This is a genomic window from Cryobacterium sp. Hh7, assembly GCF_004403155.1.
GTDB lineage: Bacteria > Actinomycetota > Actinomycetes > Actinomycetales > Microbacteriaceae > Cryobacterium > Cryobacterium levicorallinum.
In genome coordinates, this window is sequence record NZ_SOHG01000064.1 from 1 (window position 1) to 20,451 (window position 20,451).

The following is a 20,451-nucleotide window of genomic DNA, read 5'->3' on the forward strand; positions in this document are numbered from 1 at the left end:
CCATCGGCAGCAAGGCCGACAGCTTCGCCACGCCCACCACCACAACACCGCTCAGAATTCAGCGACGCTGCTCACTCAAGGCGGACCGGTGGATCGAGGTTTAGTCACGGGACCCCCATCTTGCGCCCGTTTCCTTTGATGGCGTTATGGATCGACCCGAGCCCTCTTCTTCATCGGCAGCAATTCGTGAGATGCGCGAGAAGCCGACCTCACTTCAAAGCGCTCGTCCCGTAGGGCGTTCGGCCTTCGGGCCGCCCCGCAACGGATTCGCCAAACGGCGACGGCCCCGATCGATCAGCAGGCAAGGTAGCCAAGTTGGCAAATCTGGCGCATCTGGCGCATCTGGCGCATCTGGCGCATAATGAGGGTATGAGTACAGATACCGAACTTTCTGTGAGCCAGGCGCGAGATCACTTTTCCGATGCTGTGAATCGGGCCGCGTTCGGTGGGGAGATCACCTACGTGACGCGTGGGAGGGGTCAGAAGCGGGCTGCCGCGATTGTGCCGGTCGAGCTCGTCGAGCGCTACGAGGCGATGATTGACATCGAGGATGGTCGGATCGCGTTGGAGCGACTGGCCGATCTCGACGCCGGTCGTACCATTGCCGTCCCGGCGGATGAGGTGGCTCGGACGCTCGGGCTGTGAGCGCTGCTGGACCGTTCGCCATCGAATATGATCCGAAGGCGCTCAAGGAGTTGATCAAGCTCGACAAACCAGTCGCTCGCCGCGTCATCAAAGCCGTCGACGCGTTGAGCACCGAACCGCGACCGAGCGGCACCCGGCCCCTCGTCGGTTATCCAAATCTGTGGCGGATCCGGGTCGGCGAGTACCGCGTCGTCTACACGATCAAGGACGCCGAACTCGTGGTTCTAGCATTGCGGGTAGCCCACCGAAGCAGCGTCTATCGCAGTCTCTGACGGTGACCGAGTGCAGGCACACATCGTTCATGCGAACTCCGCCTCGACGATCCCAAGTGAGGCGCCGCTCAATCCTTCTGGGGACGACGACCAGGCATCGCATCCGCCCGTTAGCGGTTCCGCTTACAGCCTTTCGGTTGGAAGGATGGATGAAGAGGTGTTAGCCGGGGGAAACTCGAGCACGATCGTGCGCGTAGGCGACACGGTTCACCGCCCAGCAGGACCATGGACTCCCGCGGTGCATCAACTCCTGACCACACTCCGCGCGGCGGGAGTGACGGAAGTACCCGAGCCCTTCGGCCTGGACGAGCAGGGCCGCGAAGTGCTCTCCTACATCCCTGGAATCGTCGGCAACTACCCAATGCCAAGCTGGATCTGGTCGCCGACGATCCTGCACGAGGCTGGATCTTTGCTCCGACGGGTACATGACGCAGACGCGCCACTCGCACACCGGTCCGCAGCGTGGCAGCTGCCGGCGCACGAGCCAATCGAGGTGGTGCGCCTGAACGACGTCGCTCCCTACAACATGGTCTTCCAAGACGGGCACAGCACGGGACTTATCGACGTCGAGATGGTTTCTCCGGGTCCTCGGATTTGGGATCTTGCTCGACGAGTGCGACCCTGAACCGGCAGCTCTTGGCCCTGCTCGGCACCTGCCCTTCGTGGGCCGGCAGCAGAACGTCGTCTTCCAATGGTTCACCGGGTCGGGGAAGTCGTATCTGGGTGGCGCGCTGCCCAGGGCGGATAGGACGGCGAGGCTGGGCTCGGGCATCGCGTGGAGGCGCGGCAGGAAGTAGAGGGCGGTGCCACTGACCCCCGAAGCTGAACATTGGGCTATACCACAGCAGCCCGCGAAGCGCAGTCCCCTCATGAGCCGACGTGTGATCATCTGCGGCAAGTCGTACCTTTCAATTGCACCTGTGTTGAACGCTCAATATGGGCAAAGTCATTGGTGACTACTTGGCAATCCACTACCCACAAGGAAAAGGATTTTTCATGCTTAAAAGATTTTCGGAACAGATGCGTCTCAAGCTCTTCACCGCAGCGGCTGCCTCGTCGGCGATCCTGATCGGCATGACCGGACTGGCCCTTAGCACGCCCGCTTCGGCCGCTCCCGCCCCACAAGCCAACGGTACCGCTGCTGCCGAAGTCCCCGGCGAGCTCGTCGTCGGCTACGTGGCCGGCGCCTCCGCCGACCAGCGCGAGCGTGCTCGCGGGCACGCCTCGGCACGGTTCGCCGAGCGCATCGTCGCCGCGGCCGCCGACCGCACCGAGGTCGAGCTCGTCCGTCTGCCGCAGGGCAAGAACCTGGACGAGGCGATCGCGCAGCTGAAGAGTGACCCCGCCGTCGCCTACGCCGAGCCGAACTACGTCCTGACCCACCAGGCCACCGCCACAGACCCCATCTTCACCAGCACCAATACCTCCCAAGACCTCTGGGGCATGTACGGCGACGCCTCGACCCCCGCCAACGCCTACGGCAGCCAGGCCGCCGAGGCCTGGACCGCCGGCCACACGGGGTCGAAGAGCGTCTACGTCGGCATCATCGACGAGGGCATCCAGTACACCCACCCCGAGCTCAACGGGCAGGTCTGGACCAACCCCTACGAGATCGCGGGGGACGGCATCGACAACGACGGCAACGGCTACGTCGACGACGTCAACGGCTGGGACTTCGCCAACAGCGACAACACCATCTATGACGGTGGCTCCAGAGGCTCGCTCGACAACCACGGCACGCACGTGTCCGGGACCATCGGCGCCAAGGCCAACAACGGGCAAGGCGTAGCCGGCATGAACTGGGACGTGACCCTGATCAGCGGCAAGTTCCTCGGCCGCCAGGGCGGATCCCTGGCCGACGCGGTCAAGTCGGTCGACTACTTCACCGACCTCAAGACCCGCCACGGCATGAACATCGTGGCGACCAACAACAGCTGGGGCGGCGGCGCCTTCTCCCAGACCCTGCTCGACGCCATCACGCGCGCCAACGCCGCGAACATCCTGTTCGTCGCGGCCGCCGGTAACAGCGGCACGAACAACGACACGACGGCGTCCTACCCGTCCAACTACGACGTCGCCAACGTCATCGCAGTCGCCGCCATCGACCGCAATGGGGCGCTGGCGTCCTTCAGCCAGTACGGCGCCACGACCGTCGACCTCGGCGCCCCCGGAGTCGGTGTCTGGTCGACGACCGCCTTCAACACCTACTCGTCCTACAACGGCACCTCAATGGCCACGCCACACGTCACGGGCGCGGCCGCCCTCTACGCCTCCACGCACCCCGGTGCGACAGCGGCGCAGATCAAGAGCGCGATCCTGGGCTCGGTCGTCCCGACGGCCTCCCTCAGCGGCAAGACGGTCACCGGCGGACGGCTCAACGTCAGCGGCTTCTGACCTAGAAGACGGTCAGCGGGTGTGGTCGGGGCGAGAGCCCGGACCACACCCGCTTCTCGTTGCCGAGCGCCGTCTCCAAGACTGACTGACAGTTCACGACGCCACGCTCAACAACGGGCTCGTCGTACACCACGTCCGTGGACTCAACTAGCCGTCATTGCGGCTCTTCTCAGTTTGGTGTTCGGCGCCACAGCGGCGAGTGATCTGGACAGTGCGATCCTCATCCTCGGCGAAAACGTCGGCCGAGTGCTTGCTTAGGGCTGATGATCACCGAGTCGTGGTGCGAAGGTCATTGATCAGTGTCATGTGATCATCGTGGTCGGAATGCATTCGGAAGTACAGACACTACCGGCGCTGCGCATCAGTCATGATCGCTCTGGACCAGCCGCAGTCATCCAGCGACAGTAACTGCTGATAGGACATGGATACCCATGACGAAGTATTGAGCGGAATCTCTGATCGAGGTCCGACCATGGTCATTTGCGGCACTTGCCCACTGCTTCCCCACAATCGTGGGGCAATCATGATCGCTATTGTGAGTGAAAACGACTCTTGATCGGCTATTCGCCGTCGGGAGGACGACTGGAAAAGGTCCGTGGTTCGCCCTCCGGAGGCAGGGGCGGCAGTTCGAATCTGCCTGGGGCACACTCTGAAAGCCCCGGTCACGCCAGTTGCAGCAATTGTTCGTTGCGTTCAGGCCGCAACTATCTGGGCCGATACACATCGGCGCGGCGATCCACCTGCACGACGATGATCACCAGCCGTTCCTCGACGATGTCGTAAATAATGCGATAGGGGCCCCGGCGCGCGCTCCACAGACCTTCGAGTTCGCGTTGCAAAGGGTTACCAACTCGCCGCGGGTATCAGGCGAGGTCTCCGTAGACGAACTCAATTATCGCTGGCACAATCCGGGGCGGTACTCCTTGTAATTCTCGGCGGGCCGAACCAGCGAATTCGACCGCGTCGCTCTTCTCGTCGTCCGAGCTCACTTCGACGATCGACGGGGAACGTTGAACTCGGCGCGTATCTCGTCCTCGCCAATCGTGCGACCGTCGACCAGCTCCTGGCGCGCTTCGGCGACGGCAGCGAGAGTCCCGGGCCGAGAAAGCCAAAAGAGCGTCTCCTGCAACGAATCCCATTCATCGGCTCCGATCAAAACCGCCACCGGAAATCCATTTTTCGTGATCGTCACCTGCTCGTGAGTGAGCGACACCGCATCGACGAACTCACTCAGCCAGTCCTTGACCTTAGAAATCGGTAGCGTCTGCATGCCACCACCGTAGGCCCGAATCCTGGCCATGAAGAGGCCCATATAGTGGCTCTTCTTGGCGATCGTTGTCTTGCGGTGAGCGAACGGATCAGTCTGCCGCGCTCTGTCGCGTGTCGTCGCGACCTTTGCGCCCCGGTCATCGGCCGGCCCACAACTCAGCGATTGGGATCTCCCGGTTCAGCACGTTCGATGCGGCGCGGTGGCCGGAGCAGAGCGCCGCGGTGACCGTGGCAGGGTCATCCGTCCAGGTCGCCTCTCCGGCGATGTGGAGCACCCCGCCGACGGGTGTCGCGAGGTCGTCGTGGTCGGCCGTGGTAGCGCCGCGCGTCATGTACGCGTAGGAACCACGAGCAAAGGGATCGTCCTGCCACGCGGTAATGTCAACCCGGGTTGGAAACTCCACCTTGTCGCCGTACAGCCTCCGCAGCTGCGCCAGAACCGAGTCAACAACCTGCAGGTCAGACCAGTTACGGATCTCGCGGGCCGCAGGCCCGGCGGCGAAAGTCAGCAGGGTAGGCGTTCCGTGCAGGGCCGTCAGGTCGTACCAGGAGTGCCACGCGCGACCCTCGGGTCCTTGTTGCCGGATTGCATAGACTCCGTCGTCCCAAAATTTCGTCGGAAACCGCAGGAAAATCTTCTCGAATGCGTTCATGCTCAGGCGCCCCAGGGCGCCCACGTTTGGTTCCGGGAGCGGCGGTTCGATGGTGAAGTCCGGTGACTGGAGAACCCCGACGGGCACCGTCACGACGGCCGTGTCCGCCGTCAAAGCGCCATGGTCTGTCGTGACCGTGACGTCCGTTGAGGACCATCGCACGTGGGTGACGACGTGCTCCAGGCGGATGTCGAGTCCGGTCGCGAGGTGCGTGGCCAGTCGATCATAGCCGTCGGGAAAAACCACCTCGTCACCCTCTATGACATCGTCGTCGAGTCCGTGGGCGGCAAGATCATCGATCCAAACCCCGTACTGCTCTTCGCTGCGGTGCTGCAAAAACTCCCGCACACGTTCGGCCCGAGCCGGGTACCAGCCCTGGCCAGCGAGCGCTGTCTCGGTCACGTCGCGGTAGGAGGCATCCGCTTCTGACGCAGCGACCGCCTTGACGAGCGCGGCATCAACCGAGCGGATGTCGTCGGTGAAGGCCCGCGCGGCATCATCGGGCAGTCGCTCGCCGCTCGGACCGTAGTACGCGATCGGGCGGCTGTCCGGTTGGTATCCGCCGACCGTGAACTCCACGGTTGGCATCCCAAATGCCGCGGCCGCTGCTGCGACGGGGTTGTCGGTGATGCCGTGGATCCAGGATGCGCCGCGGTCGGTGACGAACCCGTCAGTGCGATCCGTGCAGACCCGGCCGCCCACACGGTCGCGGGCCTCGAGCACCACGACGCTGCGGCCGGCGTTCGCCAGCAGTCGAGCAGCGGCCAGCCCCGCCACCCCGGCGCCAACCACGATCGCATCGAAATGTTCCATGCCTAACCTTCTCCTACGGGGGCGAGCAGCGCTGCCAAAGTCGGCTGACATTCAGCTGTGAGCCCACTCTCCCATGCTCGTCCTCGATGACGGCGGCAGGGGTCGCTGAGCGTTTGATCTTGACCGTACGGGGATGCGCATGTCTGGTTGATACCGCAAACGCTGGCCGATTCCCACGGCCACCGACATTGCATTCGCTCTCGGAATCCTCGCGGTGTTCGGCAAGGGCATTCCCTCCCCGTCGGGCGGCACACCACCGCCACCTGCGCACCCGCGAACAGACGGAGCTCCAGACCAGTAGCTAGACTGATTTACCTGATCGGGGAGGTTGTGGATGGCTGGAAAGAACAGCGTCAGGCCGGCCAAGCCGCAGCCGTGATCGAGGCGCTGTGAATCGGCATCGCCTCGCCGGAATCGGCGCGATCACCGTCACGTCCATTCTGTGGGGCACCACCGGAACCGCCGCGACTCTCGCGCCCGGCGTTGGGCCGCTCGCGATCGGCTCAGCGGCTCTCGGCATTGGGGGAATTCTGCAGGCCGTCATCGCCATCCCCGCGCTTCGGGCCGCCCTGCCCGCCGTGCGCGGCAATTTGCGGCTGATCGTTCTCGGCGCGGTGGCGGTCATGATCTACCCCCTCGCCTTCTACGGTTCCATGCACTTCGCGGGCGTCGCGATCGGATCGGTCGTGTCACTCGCCTCCGCGCCCCTCGCCTCCGGCCTCCTCGAATTCCTGCTCGAACACAAACGACTCAGCCGGTGGTGGGCCCTGGCGGCGGGCCTGGGAATCATCGGCAGCACGCTGCTGTGCCTGTCCAAGATGACGGATGCCGCAGAGTCGGCCGGTCAGACCGTGGCCGGCATCTCCCTCGGACTCCTCGCCGGGGCAACCTATGCCACCTATTCCTGGGCAGCACACCGCCTCATGAACCGAGGCATCAGCCGCGCAGCATCGATGGGCTTCGTGTTCGGGCTCGGCGGCACGCTCCTGCTGCCCGTGCTCATTGTCACCGGCGCCCCGCTGCTCGCATCCACCCAGGCCTTCAGCGTTGCCGCGTACATGGCGATCATTCCGATGTTCCTCGGCTACCTTCTGTTCGGCTACGGCCTGACCCGCGTCTCGGCCAGCACCGCCACAACGATCACGCTCACCGAACCGGCAATAGCGGCCATCCTCGCTGTGCTCATCGTCGGCGAACGCCTCACGACGCTCGGCTGGGTCGGCCTCGCGGTCATCGCCGGCGTCCTGGCCATCCTGGCGATTGCCCCGACCAACGAAGTCGAGCGCAAGACCGCGACCTCAACGCAGAGAATACCCGCCGCGACCCGGTGACCGGGTCGGCGCATCCGCTCGTCAGAGGCTGTCTCGTCAACGGCTGTTCGGGCACACGAAGAGGCCTCAGTCTTTCGACTGAGGCCTCTTCGTTACTCCAATTTGACTTAGTGGCTACTCAACGCCGGTTCCTCGAACTGGTTGCTCGTGTTGTTCACGCCGCCAGCCTTCAGCGCGGCTTCGCCGGCGAAGTACTCCTTGTGGTTGTCACCCAGGTCGGAGCCCGACATGTTCTGGTGCTTGACCGTGGCGATTCCCTCACGGATTTCGCGACGCTGCACGCCCTTGACGTAGGCGAGCATGCCCTGGTCGGCGAAGTAGCCCTTGGCCAGGTCATCCGTCGAGAGTGCGGCCGTGTGGTAGGTCGGCAGGGTGATGAGGTGGTGGAAGATGCCAGCCTCTTTCGAGCTGTCGCGCTGGAAGGTGCGGATCTTCTCGTCGGCGTTCACGGCCAGTTCGGTCTCGTCGTAGTCGACGCTCATGAGCTTGGCACGGTCGTAAGCGAAGACGTCCTTACCCTCGGCGAGGAGTGCGTCGTAGGCCTGCTGACGGAAGTTCAAGGTCCAGTTGAACGACGGGCTGTTGTTGTAGACCAGCTTGGCGTTCGGAATGACCTTGCGCACCTCGTTCATCATGCCCGCGATCTGGCCGATGTGCGGCTTCTCGGTTTCGATCCAGAGCAGGTCGGCACCGTTCTGCAGCGACGTGATGCTGTCGAGCACGCAACGCGCCTCGCCGGTTCCGGCGCGGAACTGGAACAGGTTGCTGGCCAGGCGCTTCGGGCGAAGCAGCTTGCCATCGCGCTTGATGACGACGTCGCCGTTGCCGAGGTCGGCTTCGGTGATCTCGTCAACGTCGAGGAAGGAGTTGTACTGGTCGCCCAGGTCGCCGGGCGTGTACGTCACGGCGAGCTTCTGCGTGAGGCCGGCACCGAGCGAGTCGGTGCGCGAGACGATGATGCCGTTCTCGATACCGAGCTCGAGGAACGCATAGCGAACCGCGTTCAGCTTGGCGATGAAGTCTTCGTGAGGAACGGTGACCTTGCCGTCCTGGTGGCCACACTGCTTCTCGTCCGACACCTGGTTCTCGATCTGAATGGCGCAGGCGCCAGCCTCGATCATTTTCTTGGCCAGAAGGTAGGTGGCTTCGGGGTTACCGAAGCCGGCATCGATGTCGGCGATGATCGGCACAACATGGGTCTCGAAGTTGTCAATCTGCACCTGGATCGCAGCTGCCTTGGCGTCGTCGCCAACGATGCGGGCGTTGTCGAGGCCGGTGAAGAGCAGGTCGAGCTCGCGGGCATCGGCCTGGCGGAGGAAGGTGTAGATCTCCTCGACGAGAGCGGGAACCGTCGTCTTCTCGTGCATGGACTGGTCGGGGAGCGGACCGAATTCGCTGCGCAGCGCCGCAACCATCCAGCCGGACAGGTACAGGTAGCGCTTGTTGGTGGTCTTGAGGTGCTTCTTGATCGAGATCATCTTCTGCTGGCCGATGAAGCCGTGCCACACACCGAGCGACTGGGTGTAGATGGAGGAATCTCCGTCGTACTCCCCCATGTCCTTACGCATGATGTCGGCCGTGTACTGCGCGATCTCCAGGCCGGTCTTGAAACGGTTCTGGGCACGCATGCGGGCGACAGACTCCGGGTTGATGGCGTCCCAGCTGCTTCCAACCTGCTGTTTGAGGGCTTCGATGGCCGCGATGTCTTTCCGGTAGACAGTCATGTTAATTCCTTCGACGTGTGAGTTGGGCTGAGCCGGAACTTCTGACTCAACGAGCCGCTATCGGCTGATAAACCCAGATTGGCGCAAGAACAGTGAGTCTTTCCCAAGAAAGTCGAGAGAATAAATGCGATTCTTCTGCAATTGAAAAGTTATTCGCGGAGTTGGGTGTTCTCGGGGGCATCTCCGGGCACGACGATGACCAGCCGGCACCTGGGGCACCGATGGCACTCTTCCAGACCATCAGCGGTGTCGACGCCGTCCGGGATCATCTCGGTGCCGCAGGCCGGGCAAGCGGGACCGTCGTCGTCAAAGTCCTTCATCACACGGGCGATTTCAGGCCGGCGCCGCACAGCGGCACGACCACGGACTCGGCCGTGAGCAGGCTCGCGGCCACCGCCCAGGTGGGGCTGGCTTTGTCGAACGTCGAGTCAACGGCGGCGCGCACGGCAGCGAAGCAGACAGCCGAGGTCGGCTCGACGAAGAGTCCCTCGTCGGCCAGTTCCTGGCGCGCGCCCGCGGTTTGCCGGTCACTGACGGAAACGATCGTGCCACCGGTGGCACGCACAGCGGACAGAATCTGCCGGCCCCGGGGAGGCGCCGCGATGGCGATACCCTCGGCGATCGTGGTGCCGCCGTCAACCGCCGCGGGCATCGCGAAGCCCTGCGCCATGGCCTGTTCCAGCGGCGAACAAGCGGATGCCTGCACCGCGACAATCCGCGGCATCCGCTCGGCGAGACCAGCGGCGACCAGCTCGCTGAAAGCGAGGTAACAGCCGAGCACCAGCGTGCCGTTGCCGACCGGAACCACCACCGTCTCGGGCAACGAGCGCCCGCGCTGCTCCCAGATCTCATAACCGTAGGTCTTCACGCCGTGCAGAAAGTACGGGTGATAGACGTGGCTCGCGTACATGACGCCGGGTCGGCCCGCTGCCCGCAGAGCGGCCGCCGAGGTATCCGCGCGCGAGCCGGGTACCAGCTCGACCGTGGCGCCGTGCGCCCGCATCTGCGCGAGCTTGCCGGGCGAGGTGGACTCGGGAACGTAGACCGTGCAGCCGATGCCGGCCCGCCCGAAATAGGCGGCCATCGCCGTGCCGGCGTTTCCGCTGCTGTCGACCATGGCGTTGGTGACACCGAGCCGTTGGGCGAGGGTCGCGAGCAAGACCGCGCCGCGGTCTTTGAACGAGAGCGTCGGCAGCAGAAAGTCGAGTTTGAGCTGTACGTGGGCCAGAGCGCGGGACGGCACGAGGGGCGAAAAGCCCTCTCCCAGGGTGATCGACGGGTCGACGGCGATCGGCAGCGCCTCGGCATAGCGCCAGAGCGAGGGGGCGCGACCGGGCAGCGCCTGGGCATCCACTTTAATGTCGAATTCGGCGACGTCGAGTAGGCCGCCGCAGGTGCAGCGCCAGACCAGGCTCTCGACCGGATAGACGGCGGCGCACTCGGAGCAGACAAGGTCAGGCATCCCTCGATGCTAGCTGCCCCGCCGTCAGCTGCCGGTGGTGAACCTCCAGATGCTCGTCGAGACGGGGTTGCCGGCCAGATCACGCACGGCACTGCTGCCGCCGGTGACCGTGACGGTGAAGTTGGTGGTGGCTGCCAAGGTGCTGCTCGGGTTCAGAATCCACTGATTCGTTGTGCCGCTGCGGGAGACGACGGCGGCGATCGCAGCGCCGGTCGCGGTGTTCTTCAGCCTGAAAGTGGATGCCGCCACACCCGCCATTCCCTCGCTGAACGTCACCGAGACACTCGCGGTGCGGCTGGCACCCGTCGCCCCGCTGGCGGGAGTGCGCGTGGTGATCGTCGGCGCCGGGCCGGTCGTGAAGCTCCAGCCGGTTGACACCAGCGGCGTGCCCGTCGCGTCACGGATTGCTGCGGCTCCGCCGGTGAGGCTGACGCTGTATTTGGTGTCCGGCGCGAGGGTCGCGGTCGGATTGAGCGTCGCGACCCGGGTGGTCGCGTTGTAGCTGACCGCAGCGGAGAGAACCGTGCCGGCCGGATTCTTCACCCGCATCGTTGTCGTCGATACCCCTTGTACGGCTTCGCTGAAGGTTGCGGTCGCGTTGGCGGACTGCGCGACCCGGGTGGCCAGGCTGACCGGTGATTTCGCCGTGACGGTCGGCGGAACTGCTGCCGCCACGATCGGGCTCAGAAAACCGCTCCTGGCGGTGTTCCAGTGGGTGGCCAGGTAGTTCGACGCGGGCGGCGTGCCCGGGAAATAGTAGTCCTCGTCGTGACAGTCGATGGCCCAGTCGGTGCCCGGGCAGGTGAAAGTCAGGGTGCCGCCCGCGGCGAAGTGCGGCCCGCCGTCGTCGTAACACATGAGGTCGGCCTCGTCGTAGCAGTGGCCGGCCTGGCTGGAATGCGGCGCCGAGTACTGCACCGCCCCGATATTGTGGCCGATTTCGTGGGCGATCACGAGCAGGTCCAGGTAGGCCGACATCGAATAGCGCGGCCGAGTGTCGTTGTTGGCGTTCAGCGCGGGATTCGGCTGGTCGTCGATCGAGAGCTCACCCTGACCCCCGTAGGGATAGACATCCTGAATCTGATCGATATAGGTGATGTACAGACGATCATTGGCGATGAAGTCGACCGGTCCCAGCCCGAATGCGACCTGATTTTGCAGGCTCCAGATGTAATCGTTGAAGTCGTAGGTGGCGTCGGATCCGACCGGCAGCAGGGTCACGTTGCGCACCGTGACGTCGACGCCGTTGGTGCACAGAAAGCGGTAGTTCTGACTGGTGGCGGCATCCGCTGCCTCGAGATTGTTGTTCACTTGCCGCATCACGTCACGCAGGGGGGCCAACATTGTTGCGTACCGGTTGGTGCGATCCTGCGGAACCCCGTAGATCACCTCGATGCGCTTGCCACTCACACCGCCGGCGCTGCACAGCGCGGTCAGCTCAGAGGCCGGTACGGCGGAAACGCTCTCTTCTGCCGCTGCGGATGTCTGTTTCAGCCTGGCCGCGCCGCCGAACGCCTCGACCGGGTCGGGTCCGTGGCTGCACAGTCTGGTTCTGGCGAGCGTCAGCTTCAACCGGTCACACAGCTTGGACAGGTCGGGGGCGGTCTGCGCTGTGGTCGGCGCTGCTATCGGCGCTGTGACGGCGTCGGCGGCATTGGCTGGCAGCGGTGCAACCGCGGTGACGAAAATGGCACTCAACGCGAGCACGGCGAGGCTACGGCGAATAATGCGGGACGGCTTCGGAGCGCGAACAAATGTCATTTTCGTGTCCTTCCGGTGCTGGCCACGATTCGACCCCAACGATAATGCGGTTCGCCCACCCCTTCAAGGGCCGGCGCGCCATAGTGTGGGAGCCATGATGGTTTACCGCTACTGGCGCATCGCGCTGGTTGCGCCCGTGATCGGGTTCCTCCTCGGTGCCGCCGTGGTGGGAGTGATGTCCTTGGGCAGTAACCCCCAGGCGCGAGCCGGCCAGACGATCGAAGGCGTCGTGCGGGCGATTCTGGGCTTCGGTGCCGTCGGCCTGGTCGTCAGCATCGCCGCGCTGGTCGGCGGCGTCGTTCTGGTTGGCTGCCTCGACCGGCACCTCGCAAAATCGTCGGGTGTGCGCACCGCCCTGGCCGCCCTCGGTGCGGCCGGTGGCGTGCTGGTTCTCGGAATCGTGTTCGCCACCGTGCAGGGAATAATCGGAGCGGGCTGGGCGTACCTCATCATCACCTTCACGGTGGCGCTCGCTACCGCGGCGGGGATCGCGGCAGCGTTTCTGGTGCACCGGGCCGAGCGACGAAGCGAGCGCACCCGGCCAAAGCGGGTGGAGCATCCGCTGCCCAGCGCCTGGGTCGATTTCTAGAATGCCGGTGCGACCCGTCGCAACGTAGGGTGGGCACATGATAGTTCGGCGCTACTGGCGCATCGCGGTGTTCGCACCGATCGTGGGGTTTCTGATCGCGGCCTGCGTCGCAGTCGTCATGACCGACGCCGGCAGCGGTGAAACCGAGTTTCGGTTCTGGTTTGTCGTGCGTTCCATGGCGAATTATGGCGTGATCGGCCTCGTTATCGGCGCGGTCGCTTTGCTGGGCGGTCTCGTGGCGGTGGCGATTGCTGATCGAAAGCTCACTAAATCGCGGCGCCTGCGCACGACAGCGGCCGCATTGGGCGCAATGGGCGGTGTGGTGTTGCTGTCCCTGACGATCGCCGCAGTCTTGACGATGCTGGACGACGGCCTGTATGCGGGCATCACCATCGCCTTCGGCCTGGCCTTCGGCGCGGCGGCAAGCGTGGTGGCGGCCGTGATGGTGCTCTACGCGGAACGTCACACCCGCTAAGCCGCAGCAAACCGCTTCTGCGAGCGCGCTTTGGCTTTCTCGGCCTCGATTTCCCGGTTTTTCGGCGGTGCGGAGCTCACCAGATCTTCGAGCAGGTGCCGAGAGATGCGCGCTATCTCGTGCACGGCGAGCTCAAAGGCTTCTTCGTTCGCCTTAGACGGATGCGTGCGCTGGGCCGAGTTCTGCAGCCGGCACATTCTGGTCGACGCGGGCGTGTTCGTGCCGCGTCGCCGAACCGAGTGCCTGGTCGAGCAGACCCTGGCGTTGTGCCCACCCGAGGCAGTCATCGTCGATCTCTGCTGCGGATGCGGCAGCGAACGGGTGGAGAGCTGATCGCGTTCCCCGGGCAGGTCGACGACCCTCTCTCGCTGCACGATGGTGGGCGTCGACGACAGCACAATGACGCGCTCGGCCAGGTACACGGCCTCGTCGATGTCGTGCGTGACGAACAGGGTCGTGATCTTCACGTCGCGCAGTGCTTCGAAGCTGGTGCCGCGACAGTCCAACCGCGGCGGCAAACTCAGGGCCGAGCGAAGCGTAGTTCTGGATGATCTCCCGAACAGCGTCTTCATGAGCGGATGCATACGCAAACGATTCCGCGAGCGCCGCCCGGAAACTCGTGACGAGGTGAGGGTTGGTCGGGGTGCAACAAACGCTGAGCTCCTCCGACATGGTCGGGGAGGTTACTGAATCAGGTAGTGGCTGACAACGACGCATAGGCGTTCAAAATGAAACTTTATTGTCAATCTATGAAAAGTAACGACCAAAGCCAAACAATGTCAAGGTCTCGTCAGATGGCAATGATCACGTTACGTGAGCGAAACATCCGCTCCACCGGGTGATTGTGCACCCATTGCGAGCACCGGACCGGCGTTCAACCGCCAGTGATGACTGAATTCTCTTGTCATCTAATGAAATAGGTGTTTTACTAAATGCAATTGTGAGCGGCATGGAAACACGAGGACCTTGACATGAGCGCAGTACCCGGCAAACCAGACACGACCACGCGAACGGCCGAGCGTGCCCTCGCTCTGCTCAGCGTTGTCTGCGAGCAAGGCTCACTCACCCTCGGTGAAGCCGCGAAAGCGGTCGACCTCTCCGCCAGCACAGCACTTCGCCTCTTGCGCACCCTCGAGGCAGCCACCTTTATTCGCCGTGACGACGAGGGCTCCTACCGCCCAGGAGTGGCGATCGTGCAGCTCGGCGTACTCGCCCTGAGTCAGGAATCACTCGTGGCGCTCTGTCGCGATCCGATGACGCGAATTGTCGAACAAACCGGAGAATCCGCGTATCTGAGCATCCCGGCCCCGGGACGACAGGGCCTCTACGTGGCCATTGTCGAGGGAACCCACTCCGTTCGGCACTCGAATTGGGTGGGCCGCAAGTTTCCCCTGGATTCGAGCGCCTCGGGGAAAGCCCTGCAGGGCGGCACCGGTGACACCGGCTACTGCGTCGTGAGTGACGGTGTGGAGCGTGACGTCACGGCAATAGCGGTACCGATCAGCGTCGGCGACCGCATCGCGGGCGCCCTCAGTGTGGTCGTTCCGAGCTACCGCATCACCACGTCAAGCATCGAACGTATCGGCCAGCTCTTGCTCGGCGAAGCGCGCCAGCTCTACGCCCGCTGATCACCCTGAAACATTCCCGCACCATCCACTGCCCCGCCGGAACAAGGGAACCCCACCTATGACTCACACCTCGTCGCACCCGACCACCCACACCGCACGCCCCGTTCGCGCCGCCCGCGGCACCGAACTGACCGCGAAGAGCTGGCAGACCGAGGGCCCGCTGCGCATGCTCATGAACAACCTCGACCCCGAGGTTGCCGAGCGCCCCGACGACCTCGTCGTCTACGGCGGAACCGGCAAGGCCGCGCGCAACTGGGAGTGCTACGACGCGATCGTGCGCACCCTCGAAACGCTGGAAAAGGACGAAACCCTGCTGGTGCAGTCGGGCAAGCCGGTCGGCGTGTTTCGCACCCACGAGTGGGCGCCACGGGTGCTCATCGCCAACTCCAACCTCGTCGGAGACTGGGCGACCTGGCCCGAGTTTCGTCGCCTCGAGCACCTCGGGCTCACAATGTACGGGCAGATGACCGCCGGATCGTGGATCTACATCGGTACCCAGGGCATCCTGCAGGGCACCTACGAGACCTTCGGCGCCGTGGCCACCAAGAAGTTCAACGGCACCCTGGCGGGCACGCTGACCCTCACCGGCGGGGCCGGCGGCATGGGCGGCGCGCAGCCGCTCGCCGTCACCATGAACGACGGCGTCGTGCTGATCGTCGACGTCGACCCGGCGCGGTTGCAGCGCCGCGTCGATCACGGTTACCTCGACGAAATGACCGCCGATCTCGACGACGCCATCGCCCGGGTGCTCGCGGCCAAGGCGCAACTCCGCGCTCTGTCGGTGGGTCTGGTCGGCAATGCCGCGACCGTGTTCGCCGAATTGCTCGCTCGCAAAGTGCCGATCGATATCGTGACCGACCAGACCAGCGCGCACGACCCGCTCTCCTACCTGCCCGAGGGCGTGACGGTTGAAGAATGGCACGCCTACGCGGCCGAGAGCCCCGAAGAGTTCACAGTGCGCGCCCGAGCTGCAATGGCCAAGCAGGTCAAAGCGATGGTCGAATTTCAGGATGCCGGTGCCGAGGTCTTCGATTACGGCAACTCGATTCGGGCCGAGGCGAAGCTCGGCGGCTACGAGCGGGCGTTCGAGTTTCCGGGGTTCGTGCCCGCCTACATTCGACCGCTGTTCGCCGAGGGCAAAGGCCCGTTCCGCTGGGTGGCGCTCTCCGGCGACCCGGCCGACATCGCCGCCACCGACAAGGCCATTCTGGAGCTGTTTCCGAACGACGCCGGGCTGCACCGCTGGATCACCAAGGCCGAAGAAAAGGTGGAGTTTGAGGGCCTACCGGCCCGCATCTGCTGGCTCGGCTATCAGGAACGCCACCTGGCCGGGCTCAAATTCAACGAGATGGTCGCCTCCGGCGAGCTGCGCGCCCCGATCGTGATCGGCCGCGACCACCTCGACTCCGGCTCGGTCGCCTCGCCCTACCGTGAGACCGAGGGTATGTTGGACGGCTCCGACGCGATCGCCGACTGGCCGCTGCTGAACGCGCTGCTGAACACCGCCTCCGGCGCGACCTGGGTCTCCATCCACCACGGCGGCGGGGTCGGAATCGGCCGCAGCATCCACGCCGGGCAGGTCATCGTCGCCGACGGCACCCCGCTGGCCGCGGAGAAGATCGCGCGCGTGCTCACCAACGACCCCGGCACCGGAGTGATGCGGCACGTCGACGCCGGCTACGAACGGGCCGAGGAAGTAGCCCACGACCGCGGCCTGCGCGTACCCATGTGGGAGGACTGAGCATGCTCGCCGGTCTCGCCGAAATCGCCGAGGTCGGCCGCGACCACCGGCGCGGCGGGTACTCCCGCCATCTCTGGCAGGCGGCCGACCTCGAGCTGCGCACCTGGTTCGTCGAGCGCGCCGAACGGCTCGGCCTGCAGGTCGAAACGGACCGCAACGGCAACCTCTGGGCCTGGTGGGGTCAGCCGGGACCGGATGCGGTCGTCACCGGCAGCCACCTCGACTCCGTTCCCGGCGGCGGCGCCTACGACGGGCCGCTCGGCGTGGTCTCCTCGCTCGAGGCCATCGGCCGGCTACAGGCGAGCGGGTTCGTGCCGACCCGGCCGTGCGCGGTGCTGATGTTCGCCGAGGAAGAGGGCTCCCGTTTCGGCATCGCCTGCCTCGGCTCGAGGCTGCTCAGCGGCGCGATCGACGCCGATCAGGCCCGTTCCCTTACCGACAGCGATGGTGTGACGCTGGCCGAGGCCGCGCACCAGTTCGGCCTGAACCCGGCGCACCTCGGCGCCGACCTCGTTGCACTAGAACGCATCGGACTGTTCATCGAGCTGCACGTCGAGCAGGGCCGCGGCCTGATCGACCTCGACCAGCCGGTGGCCGTAGCATCATCGATTCTGGCCCACGGTCGCTGGCGCCTCACCGTCACCGGCCAGGGTAATCATGCCGGCGCGACCACCATGATCGAGCGCCGCGACCCGATGGTCGCCACTGCCCAGGCCATCGTGGGTGTGCAGGCCGCCGCTCTGGGTCGCCCGGGAAGCCGGGCGACGATCGGCCGCATCGAAGCGATCCCCGGCGGAACCAACGTTATCGCCAGTTCGGTGCACGCCTGGCTCGACGCCCGCGCCGAGACCGACGAAGAAACCCGTCTGCTCGTGGCCGACATTGCAGCCCGCGCCCAGCAGGCCGCCCAGCAGAACGGATGCTCCGCCACCCTCACCGAGGAATCCTGGGCCGGCGCCGTGCAGTTCACCCCCGGCTTGCGCGAGCGGTTCGCGCAAGCGCTCGGCCAGGTGCCGCAACTGTCGACCGGAGCCGGCCACGATGCCGGCGTGCTCGCCGCCCACGTGCCGAGCGCAATGCTGTTCGTGCGTAACCCGACCGGAATCTCCCACGCGCCGGAGGAATTCGCCGAAGCCGCGGACTGCGTGGCCGGCATCGACGCGCTAGAACTGCTGCTGAGGGATCTGCTATGAGCAACTTTTGGTGCGAAACCCTGCTGATCGACGGGGTCGCCGTGACCGGGGTGAGGGTCGAGGTCGACGACCACGGTCGCATCTCTCGGGTTCAGATTCACGGGGCGGAGGCCGCGGACATCCGTTTGGGAACGGTGTTGCCGGGGTTCGGTAATGCGCACTCGCACGCGTTTCACCGGGCCTTGCGCGGTCAGACCCACACCGAGGGTGGCGATTTTTGGATTTGGCGCGAGCGGATGTACCGGGTCGCCGCGCAGCTCGACCCCCTGAAGTACCAGGCGCTGGCGACGGCGGTGTTCGCCGAGATGCTCGTGAGCGGCTACACCGTCGTCGGTGAGTTTCACTACGTGCATCACCGCGCGAATGGCGAACCGTATGAGACGGAGCACGCCATGGAACTGGCGCTTGCGGCGGCGGCGCGGGCCGTCGGCATCCGTTTGGTGCTGCTCGACACGGTGTATCTGCAGGGCGGAATCGGGCAGGAGTTGGCACCCGAACAGCGGGCGTTCGGCGACTTTGACGCCGCGGGCTGGCTGGCCCGATGGCACTCGCTGCGCGCAGCACTGGGGAACGACGACCTCGTGACGCTCGGCGCCGCGCTGCACTCGGTGCGTGCCGTCACGCCCGAGGCGATGCGTGAAGTGCTCGCCGGATTACCGGCGGACGTTCCGCTGCACGTGCACCTGTCGGAGCAGTCGCAGGAGAACGCGGATTGCCTCGCGGCGTATGGCCTGACCCCGACCGGTGTGCTCGATTCGCTCGGTGCCCTCGCACCGCGACTGAGTGTGGTGCACGCGACGCATCTGAGCGACGCGGACCGCGCGCTGCTCGGCGACGCCGGCGTGACCGTCGTAATGTGCCCGACCACCGAGGCCGATCTCGGCGACGGAATCGGTCCGGCGCTGGCCCTGGCCGAGGCGGGCTGCCCGATTGCCCTCGGCTCCGATCAGAACGCCGTCATCGACCCGTTTTTGGAGATGCGCGGATTGGAAATGGGCGAGCGGCTGGCCTCGCGACAGCGCGGACGCTTTGCCCCGACCGCCCTGCTCACCGCGGCCACGAGCGCCGGCTATGCCTCGCTCGGGCTCGGCCGTCTCACGATGCGCGAGGGCGACCCGTGCGATCTAGTCGAGATCAGCACCGCCGGCATGCGCACGGTCGGATCGTCTGTCGAGCAGCTTCCGCTGACCGCGACCGCCTCCGATGTGCTGCGGGTCATCGTGGGCGGGCAGGTCGTGGCCGATGGCGGTCGACTGGTCGGCGGCGCGCGGCCGTCGGAGCTGATGGCCGACGCGCTTGGAAGGCTCGGCGAATGAGCGGCACCGAGCTCATCACCGGAATCGGCGAACTGACCACGCACGATGAGTCCGGCGAGCGCCGGCACGACGCGGCACTCGTCATCGGCGACGGCCGCATCCTCTGGATCGGTGCGGCCGCCTCGGCCCCCGCTGCCGATCATCGAACGGATGTCGATGGCCGCGCCGTTCTGCCCGGCTGGGTCGACTCGCACACCCACCTCGTATTCGGCGGCGACCGTTCGGCAGAGTTCGAAGCCCGCATGGCCGGCCAGAAGTATGCCGCCGGCGGCATCAACACCACCGTCGCCGCAACCCGCGCGGCGTCCGAGGAGCAGCTTGTAGCCACAGCGCTGGGCCTGCGCCACGAAGCCGAAACGCAGGGCACCACCTTTCTCGAGACCAAAACCGGGTATGGGCTCGACGTGGACAGTGAAGCGCGGTCGGCCCAGGCCGCCGCCCGCGTCGCCGACGTCGTCAGCTATCTCGGCGCCCACATCGTGCCGAATGGGCTGGATCGTCGCGACTACCTCGACCTCGTCACCGGGCCGATGCTCGCCGCGGTGCTGCCCTACGTGCAGTTCATCGACGCGTTCTGTGAGGTGGGCGCGTTCGACGTGGAGGAGACCCGGGAGGTACTGTTGGCCGGCCGGGCCGCCGGCCTCGGGCTGCGCGTGCACGGCAACCAGCTCGGCTTCAGTGGCGGCGTGCGGCTGGCCGCTGAACTCGGCGCGCACAGCGTTGACCACTGCAACTACCTGGAGCCATTCGATATCGACGCGTTGGCGGCGTCGGCCACGGTCGCCACGCTGCTGCCGGCCTGCGATCTGTCCACCCGGCAACCGTTTCCGCCGGCCCGCCAGCTGCTCGACGCCGGTGTGACCATCGCCCTGGCGACCAATTGCAATCCGGGCACCTCGTACACCACGTCGATGCCGTTCTGCGTGGCGACCGCCGTGCTGCAGATGGGGCTGACCGTGACCGAGGCGGTCTGGGCGGCGACCCGTGGTGCAGCGGCGTCGCTCGGCCGCGATCAGGGAACGGATGCCGTCGGCTCGCTGTGGGTCGGCGGCCTGGCCGACCTGCAGGTTCTGAACGCCCCGTCGATCTCGCACCTGGCCTACCGCCCCGGCGTGCCGCTGACCGCAAGCGTCTGGAGACGGGGAGTGCGGGTGGCCTGAACCGCGAAAGCGAGAAAATAGCTGC

The 20,451-nt window shown here is 65.4% G+C and carries 19 protein-coding genes and 2 pseudogenes; 13 read left to right on the forward strand and 8 right to left on the reverse strand.

Features of this window, described 5'->3' with window-relative positions:
- Positions 1-315 precede the first annotated feature (315 nt).
- From E3T43_RS16570 to E3T43_RS16590, 4 genes are all read left to right on the forward strand, one after another.
- The gene (locus tag E3T43_RS16570; protein WP_198414387.1) at positions 316-645 is read left to right on the forward strand and encodes a type II toxin-antitoxin system Phd/YefM family antitoxin; all 330 of its coding nucleotides are present in this window, start codon (positions 316-318) and stop codon (positions 643-645) included.
- Positions 642-917 (forward strand): type II toxin-antitoxin system RelE/ParE family toxin, encoded by a 276-nt coding sequence (locus E3T43_RS16575; protein WP_134473209.1) that lies wholly within the window; start codon positions 642-644, stop codon positions 915-917. Before E3T43_RS16570 ends, E3T43_RS16575 begins: the two co-directional genes overlap by 4 nt.
- Positions 918-1,155: 238 nt before the next feature.
- The gene (locus E3T43_RS16580) at positions 1,156-1,542 is read left to right on the forward strand and encodes a phosphotransferase (protein WP_241979050.1); all 387 of its coding nucleotides are present in this window, start codon (positions 1,156-1,158) and stop codon (positions 1,540-1,542) included.
- Positions 1,543-1,913: 371 nt separating this feature from the next.
- Positions 1,914-3,311 (forward strand): S8 family peptidase, encoded by a 1,398-nt coding sequence (locus E3T43_RS16590; RefSeq protein WP_198414388.1) that lies wholly within the window; start codon positions 1,914-1,916, stop codon positions 3,309-3,311.
- Between the two features lie 704 nt (positions 3,312-4,015).
- On the opposite strand, the gene E3T43_RS19380 is transcribed toward E3T43_RS16590, so the two are convergent.
- From E3T43_RS19380 to E3T43_RS16610, 3 genes are all read right to left on the reverse strand, one after another.
- Positions 4,016-4,150 carry a type II toxin-antitoxin system RelE/ParE family toxin gene (locus E3T43_RS19380; RefSeq protein WP_241979051.1) on the reverse strand — a complete coding sequence of 45 codons (135 nt, stop codon included), beginning with the start codon at positions 4,148-4,150 and terminating at the stop codon, positions 4,016-4,018.
- A 146-nt stretch (positions 4,151-4,296) separates the two neighbouring features.
- Positions 4,297-4,581 (reverse strand): type II toxin-antitoxin system Phd/YefM family antitoxin, encoded by a 285-nt coding sequence (locus E3T43_RS16605; protein ID WP_134473211.1) that lies wholly within the window; start codon positions 4,579-4,581, stop codon positions 4,297-4,299.
- A gap of 136 nt (positions 4,582-4,717) precedes the next feature.
- Positions 4,718-6,046 carry an NAD(P)/FAD-dependent oxidoreductase gene (locus E3T43_RS16610; RefSeq protein WP_134473212.1) on the reverse strand — a complete coding sequence of 443 codons (1,329 nt, stop codon included), beginning with the start codon at positions 6,044-6,046 and terminating at the stop codon, positions 4,718-4,720.
- Between the two features lie 163 nt (positions 6,047-6,209).
- On the opposite strand from E3T43_RS16610, the pseudogene E3T43_RS16615 reads away from it, so the two are divergent.
- Positions 6,210-6,284: pseudogene (locus E3T43_RS16615) on the forward strand (Na+/H+ antiporter NhaA); the annotation flags it as partial.
- 151 nt (positions 6,285-6,435) lie between these two features.
- On the forward strand, positions 6,436-7,377 hold the full coding sequence (locus E3T43_RS16620; RefSeq protein ID WP_134443638.1) for a DMT family transporter: 942 nt from the start codon (positions 6,436-6,438) through the stop codon (positions 7,375-7,377).
- Positions 7,378-7,484: 107 nt separating this feature from the next.
- On the opposite strand, the gene E3T43_RS16625 is transcribed toward E3T43_RS16620, so the two are convergent.
- The 4 genes from E3T43_RS16625 to E3T43_RS16635 all read right to left on the reverse strand — a co-directional run bounded on the left by E3T43_RS16625 (position 7,485) and on the right by E3T43_RS16635 (position 12,324).
- Positions 7,485-9,101, reverse strand: coding sequence for an isocitrate lyase (locus E3T43_RS16625; RefSeq protein ID WP_134473213.1), 1,617 nt, complete (start codon positions 9,099-9,101; stop codon positions 7,485-7,487).
- A 149-nt stretch (positions 9,102-9,250) separates the two neighbouring features.
- Positions 9,251-9,421 (reverse strand): hypothetical protein, encoded by a 171-nt coding sequence (locus tag E3T43_RS18870; RefSeq protein WP_166791360.1) that lies wholly within the window; start codon positions 9,419-9,421, stop codon positions 9,251-9,253.
- The gene (locus E3T43_RS16630; RefSeq protein WP_134473214.1) at positions 9,421-10,563 is read right to left on the reverse strand and encodes a threonine synthase; all 1,143 of its coding nucleotides are present in this window, start codon (positions 10,561-10,563) and stop codon (positions 9,421-9,423) included. Before E3T43_RS16630 ends, E3T43_RS18870 begins: the two co-directional genes overlap by 1 nt.
- 24 nt (positions 10,564-10,587) lie before the next feature.
- Positions 10,588-12,324, reverse strand: coding sequence for an Ig-like domain-containing protein (locus tag E3T43_RS16635; protein WP_134473215.1), 1,737 nt, complete (start codon positions 12,322-12,324; stop codon positions 10,588-10,590).
- A gap of 94 nt (positions 12,325-12,418) precedes the next feature.
- Here E3T43_RS16635 and E3T43_RS16640 point away from each other — a divergent pair, with 94 nt between their 5' ends.
- Positions 12,419-12,913 (forward strand): hypothetical protein, encoded by a 495-nt coding sequence (locus E3T43_RS16640; RefSeq protein ID WP_134473216.1) that lies wholly within the window; start codon positions 12,419-12,421, stop codon positions 12,911-12,913.
- A gap of 37 nt (positions 12,914-12,950) precedes the next feature.
- Positions 12,951-13,388 carry a hypothetical protein gene (locus E3T43_RS16645; protein WP_134473217.1) on the forward strand — a complete coding sequence of 146 codons (438 nt, stop codon included), beginning with the start codon at positions 12,951-12,953 and terminating at the stop codon, positions 13,386-13,388.
- Here the strand turns inward: E3T43_RS16645 and E3T43_RS16650 are convergent.
- Positions 13,385-13,555: pseudogene (locus E3T43_RS16650) on the reverse strand (DUF2277 domain-containing protein); the annotation flags it as partial. The gene E3T43_RS16645 and the pseudogene E3T43_RS16650 sit on opposite strands and share 4 nt — an antisense overlap.
- An 804-nt stretch (positions 13,556-14,359) precedes the next feature.
- Here E3T43_RS16650 and E3T43_RS16660 point away from each other — a divergent pair.
- The 5 genes from E3T43_RS16660 to hutI are packed head-to-tail and all read left to right on the forward strand — an operon-like array spanning position 14,360 to position 20,426.
- On the forward strand, positions 14,360-15,016 hold the full coding sequence (locus E3T43_RS16660) for an IclR family transcriptional regulator (RefSeq protein ID WP_134473218.1): 657 nt from the start codon (positions 14,360-14,362) through the stop codon (positions 15,014-15,016).
- 58 nt (positions 15,017-15,074) lie between these two features.
- The gene (gene hutU, locus E3T43_RS16665) at positions 15,075-16,757 is read left to right on the forward strand and encodes a urocanate hydratase (protein WP_134473219.1); all 1,683 of its coding nucleotides are present in this window, start codon (positions 15,075-15,077) and stop codon (positions 16,755-16,757) included.
- Positions 16,758-16,759: 2 nt separating this feature from the next.
- A complete protein-coding gene (locus E3T43_RS16670; RefSeq protein WP_134473220.1) occupies positions 16,760-17,950 on the forward strand; it encodes an allantoate amidohydrolase in 1,191 nt (396 codons plus the stop codon).
- Positions 17,947-19,266, forward strand: a complete 1,320-nt coding sequence (locus tag E3T43_RS16675) for a formimidoylglutamate deiminase (protein WP_134473221.1) — start codon at positions 17,947-17,949, stop codon at positions 19,264-19,266. The genes E3T43_RS16670 and E3T43_RS16675 overlap by 4 nt, the downstream gene beginning before the upstream one ends.
- Positions 19,263-20,426, forward strand: a complete 1,164-nt coding sequence (gene hutI, locus E3T43_RS16680; protein ID WP_134473222.1) for an imidazolonepropionase — start codon at positions 19,263-19,265, stop codon at positions 20,424-20,426. The genes E3T43_RS16675 and hutI overlap by 4 nt, the downstream gene beginning before the upstream one ends.
- Positions 20,427-20,451: the final 25 nt, after the last annotated feature.

What these genes read in the sequence shown, in the direction of transcription:
- E3T43_RS16675 (WP_134473221.1), top strand. Translation starts at nt 17,947, where the DNA reads ATGAGCAACTTTTGGTGCGAAACCCTGCTGATCGACGGGGTCGCCGTG.
- E3T43_RS16635 (WP_134473215.1), bottom strand. Translation starts at nt 12,324, where the DNA reads ATGACATTTGTTCGCGCTCCGAAGCCGTCCCGCATTATTCGCCGTAGC.
- hutI (WP_134473222.1), top strand. Translation starts at nt 19,263, where the DNA reads ATGAGCGGCACCGAGCTCATCACCGGAATCGGCGAACTGACCACGCAC.
- E3T43_RS16660 (WP_134473218.1), top strand. Translation starts at nt 14,360, where the DNA reads ATGAGCGCAGTACCCGGCAAACCAGACACGACCACGCGAACGGCCGAG.
- hutU (WP_134473219.1), top strand. Translation starts at nt 15,075, where the DNA reads ATGACTCACACCTCGTCGCACCCGACCACCCACACCGCACGCCCCGTT.
- E3T43_RS16605 (WP_134473211.1), bottom strand. Translation starts at nt 4,581, where the DNA reads ATGCAGACGCTACCGATTTCTAAGGTCAAGGACTGGCTGAGTGAGTTC.
- E3T43_RS16590 (WP_198414388.1), top strand. Translation starts at nt 1,914, where the DNA reads ATGCTTAAAAGATTTTCGGAACAGATGCGTCTCAAGCTCTTCACCGCA.
- E3T43_RS16630 (WP_134473214.1), bottom strand. Translation starts at nt 10,563, where the DNA reads ATGCCTGACCTTGTCTGCTCCGAGTGCGCCGCCGTCTATCCGGTCGAG.
- E3T43_RS16670 (WP_134473220.1), top strand. Translation starts at nt 16,760, where the DNA reads ATGCTCGCCGGTCTCGCCGAAATCGCCGAGGTCGGCCGCGACCACCGG.
- E3T43_RS16610 (WP_134473212.1), bottom strand. Translation starts at nt 6,046, where the DNA reads ATGGAACATTTCGATGCGATCGTGGTTGGCGCCGGGGTGGCGGGGCTG.
- E3T43_RS16625 (WP_134473213.1), bottom strand. Translation starts at nt 9,101, where the DNA reads ATGACTGTCTACCGGAAAGACATCGCGGCCATCGAAGCCCTCAAACAG.
- E3T43_RS16640 (WP_134473216.1), top strand. Translation starts at nt 12,419, where the DNA reads ATGATGGTTTACCGCTACTGGCGCATCGCGCTGGTTGCGCCCGTGATC.
- E3T43_RS18870 (WP_166791360.1), bottom strand. Translation starts at nt 9,421, where the DNA reads ATGAAGGACTTTGACGACGACGGTCCCGCTTGCCCGGCCTGCGGCACC.
- E3T43_RS16645 (WP_134473217.1), top strand. Translation starts at nt 12,951, where the DNA reads ATGATAGTTCGGCGCTACTGGCGCATCGCGGTGTTCGCACCGATCGTG.